Annotated in this window: 5 protein-coding genes; 4 read left to right on the forward strand and 1 reads right to left on the reverse strand. The window is 55.2% G+C overall.

Annotated features, from left to right (window positions below; translation table 11 throughout):
* Together metE and P3X23_RS03015 are read left to right on the forward strand one after the other, a co-directional pair.
* Positions 1 to 1,125 (forward strand): 5-methyltetrahydropteroyltriglutamate--homocysteine S-methyltransferase (gene metE / locus P3X23_RS03010; RefSeq protein WP_367186493.1); only part of this gene is annotated, 1,125 nt, incomplete at its 5' end.
* Positions 1,126 to 1,208: 83 nt separating this feature from the next.
* Positions 1,209 to 1,778 (forward strand): DUF1838 family protein, encoded by a 570-nt coding sequence (locus P3X23_RS03015; RefSeq protein ID WP_300873027.1) that lies wholly within the window; start codon positions 1,209 to 1,211, stop codon positions 1,776 to 1,778.
* Between the two features lie 251 nt (positions 1,779 to 2,029).
* On the opposite strand, the gene P3X23_RS03020 is transcribed toward P3X23_RS03015, so the two are convergent.
* The gene (locus tag P3X23_RS03020) at positions 2,030 to 3,046 is read right to left on the reverse strand and encodes an aspartate-semialdehyde dehydrogenase (RefSeq protein WP_300873021.1); all 1,017 of its coding nucleotides are present in this window, start codon (positions 3,044 to 3,046) and stop codon (positions 2,030 to 2,032) included.
* 97 nt (positions 3,047 to 3,143) lie between these two features.
* Between P3X23_RS03020 and P3X23_RS03025 the strand changes: the two genes are divergently transcribed.
* Both P3X23_RS03025 and P3X23_RS03030 read left to right on the forward strand, forming a co-directional pair.
* A complete protein-coding gene (locus P3X23_RS03025) occupies positions 3,144 to 3,335 on the forward strand; it encodes a hypothetical protein (RefSeq protein ID WP_300873023.1) in 192 nt (63 codons plus the stop codon).
* Positions 3,283 to 3,677, forward strand: a 395-nt coding sequence (locus P3X23_RS03030; RefSeq protein ID WP_300873025.1) for a filamentous hemagglutinin N-terminal domain-containing protein, incomplete at its 3' end; no start/stop codon positions are given. The genes P3X23_RS03025 and P3X23_RS03030, both read left to right, overlap by 53 nt.

Consider the following 3,677-nt stretch of genomic DNA (forward strand, 5'->3'; position numbering starts at 1 on the left):
GAAGATGCCGACCGTCGCGCCGCACCCTTTGCCGAGCGTCAGCGCCTGCAACATGCCGCCCTGGGCCTGCCTTTACTCCCCACCACCACCATCGGCTCTTTCCCGCAAACCCAGGAGCTGCGCAAGGCTCGCGCCGCCTTCAAACGCGGCGAACTGGATCAAGCGGCCTACGAGGCACGCATGAAGGAGGAGATTGCCCAGGTGGTGCAGAAGCAGGAGGCTCTCGGCTTGGACGTACTCGTCCACGGCGAGCCGGAGCGCAACGACATGGTGGAGTATTTCGGTGAACAACTGGCCGGTTTTGCCTTCACCCGCAACGGCTGGGTGCAGTCCTACGGCTCACGCTGCGTCAAGCCCCCGATCATCTTTGGCGATGTCAGTCGCCCAACTCCTATGACCGTTGGCTGGACGACGTTCGCCCAATCCCTCACCAAAAAACCAATGAAGGGCATGCTCACAGGGCCGGTAACCATCCTGCAATGGTCCTTCGTGCGTGACGACCAGCCACGCAAAACCACCTGCGAGCAGATTGCCCTGGCCATCCGCGATGAGGTGGCGGACTTGGAGCGCGCCGGTATCCGCATCATCCAGATCGACGAACCAGCCTTCCGCGAGGGACTGCCGCTGCGCCGTGCCAATTGGCAAGACTACCTCGATTGGGCTGGACGATGCTTTCGCATCAGCGCCTCGCCAGTGGACAACGCCACTCAGATCCACACCCACATGTGCTACTCGGAGTTCAACGACATCCTGCCCGCCATTGCCGCGCTGGATGCCGATGTCATCAGCATCGAGACTTCGCGCTCGGACATGGAGCTGCTCAAGGGCTTTGGTGCCTTCCATTATCCCAACGAGATCGGTCCCGGGGTGTGGGACATCCACTCGCCGCGCGTGCCCAGCGTGGAGGAGATCGAGCGCCTGCTGCGCAAGGCCTGCGAGGTCATCCCGCTCAAGAATCTGTGGGTCAATCCCGACTGCGGGCTGAAGACCCGCGGCTGGGCAGAGACCGAGGCGGGTCTGCGCAATATGGTAAGCGCGGCACAGCGGCTGAGAAACGAAAGAGCCCCCACCCTCGTCCCCTCAACGCCCTTTGAAGGTGATAAAATCGCGGCCCTTGCTCCGTAGGACTTCGCCATGTCGCCATCCCCCTGCCGCCCGGGCGGTTTCTCGCTCGGGCTGCTGCTTCGGCTCATCCTCGCCCTGCTTCTCTGGATCCACAGAGTCACTCTGTGTGCGATCGCTGGCACAATCCGTGGACAGAGGAAATCGTACCTGTGATTCCCGTGGCCAATGATCCTGTGCAGGGGCTATTTCGCCACGAGGTGCCCGCCCAAGTCAGTGAACACACCACTACCTTTCAGTTTGATCTGTTTTCCTATTATGACAACCCCCTTGGGGGTGAGGAACGGTTTCAGCCCTACAGCCCCCAACCCATCTACCAAGCGGCAGAACTGTTTAAGCTAACGGTGGCCACTGCTGATTTACAACAAGATACGGAGACAATTGCCGATGTCCACTTGTGTTGGAGTCGAATTGGGCCTTGGTTGCCTTGGATGAAGATGGGCGATCGCTCCAGTTATCTCGTCTATAGTGCTACGGGCGGCAAAGCCCTCACCGTTGAAGATTTACCCTCTCTTTTGCAAGAGCCATTAGAACGACTGCCCCAATACCGTGAAGCCCCCACTGAATACCGCGAGGGTGCCGATATGACCTCCTGGCTGTATTTTCAGGAGCACTTTCAGGCCTATTTGCAGGGGGCGCTGTTCCCAGTGACTTGATCAATAAAAATCAATACAAAATCAATACGAGACTGCACCTATCTCCGTGGTGGTAGGCTAAAGAGGGGCAACCTTGTCAACTGTAGCTCTGCGGTACACTGATGAACCTCGTTGTTAGAGACATTCAGCCCTAGCTCTTCGGCCAACTTTTGCAAATCCAGAAATGTTGAATTCTGTAACAAAACTTGACACTCTAAGTCACCAGTAGCTCTGGTTGCCCATCAAAGTGCTCAGCCAAGCGTAGTCAGCCCTTAAATTAACCCTTGGGCAATCAGAGATTCAGCAATTTGCACCGCATTCAATGCCGCCCCCTTGCGGATTTGATCGCCACACAGCCACAGTTCAAGGGCATTGGGCTCGGAAATATCTTGGCGCAGCCGTCCCACAAATACGGGGTCTTTACCTGTGGCCTCTAGGGGCATTGGGAAATAGTTGCGCTGCCAATCCTCAACAAATTGGACTCCTGCCGCCTGTTGCAGGCGATCGCGCGCCTCTTGCAGCGGAAAAGGCTCAAAAAATTCAACATTCAGCGCTTCTGAGTGGGCCCGCAGCACTGGAACGCGAACACAGGTAGCCGTCAGCCGCAACTCTGGGGCATGGAAAATTTTGCGGGTTTCGTTGACCATCTTCATCTCCTCTTGGCAGTAGCCCTGCTCATTGAGAGGAGAATTGTGGGGAAAGAGGTTGAAGGCCAAGGGGTAGGGAAAGACCTCTGTGCGCGGTGGTTGCCCCTTGAGAATATCGAGGGCTTGATCCTTCAGTTCCTGCATTGCTTTTGCGCCGGCACCGCTTGCGGACTGATAGGTGGCCACGACAATTCGCCGAATTGGTCGCACCTGATGCAATGGCCATAGGGCAACTGTCATCAAAATCGTGGTGCAGTTGGGATTGGCAATGATGCCTTGGTGTGTCTTTAGATCTTCAGGATTGACTTCGGGCACCACCAAAGGGACATTGGGTTCCATGCGATAGGCACTGGAATTATCGATGGCGATCGCTCCCCCTTTGATGGCGATGGGTAGCCACTGCCGCGACACAGTTGCCCCCGCCGAAGCCAAAATCAGATCCAGCCCCTTGAGGGTTTCCTCGCTCACTGCCTGTACGGGCAGCACCGTCTCACCAAACGAGAGGGTTTGACCTGCTGAACGCGGTGAAGCCAAAAGACGCAACTCAGCTACCGGAAACGACCGTTCCGCCAAAATTGCCAAAATTTCCGTGCCAACGGCACCTGTAGCCCCTAAAATGCCAACCCGTAATCCCTGTGCCAACGCTATTACTCCTGAGAATAAGAATCTATTCTACGATTGTTGGGGATTTAGACATAGCAAAGCTTAGCATTTTGGAAATTTTATTGCTGTATCTATAATGGCTACAGCGAATTTCCACAACAGCCTCTGGAGTCCCCCACAAGAGTTGCCGGCGGCACGACTCAATCAGTTATCTGGAGGCTGGAATCATGAAAACCCTACAGCAGTTTTGGCCGTTTTCAGCGTGGGCTATCCCTTTGAAAAAGGCTGCATTACCCGTTACTTTAGCCTTTTGGGGGCTATTGAATAGTGCCGCCTACAGCCAGATTACCCCAGCTACTAGGGGAACGGGAACCACCATTATCCAGAATGGCCAAAACCTCTTTCACCTCTTCCGTGAGTTCAATGTCGGTAATGGCCAAATTGCTGACTTTCTCTCGAATATGCAAATGCGCAACGTTCTCGCTAGCGGTGGCAATACTAGTTACATTAGTGGCTTGATTCAAATCACAGGTGGCAACAGTAACCTGTATCTGCTCAACCCTGCGGGAATTGTTTTTAGCCCCAATGCCCCTTTGAATGTCCCCGCTGCCTTCCACGCCTCCACCGCTCAACGGCTACTTTTTGAAGGAGGGGTCTTGGATATGAAAGC

This window comes from Thermosynechococcus sp. Uc, from assembly GCF_029335995.1.
Classification (GTDB): Bacteria; Cyanobacteriota; Cyanobacteriia; order Thermosynechococcales; family Thermosynechococcaceae; genus Thermosynechococcus.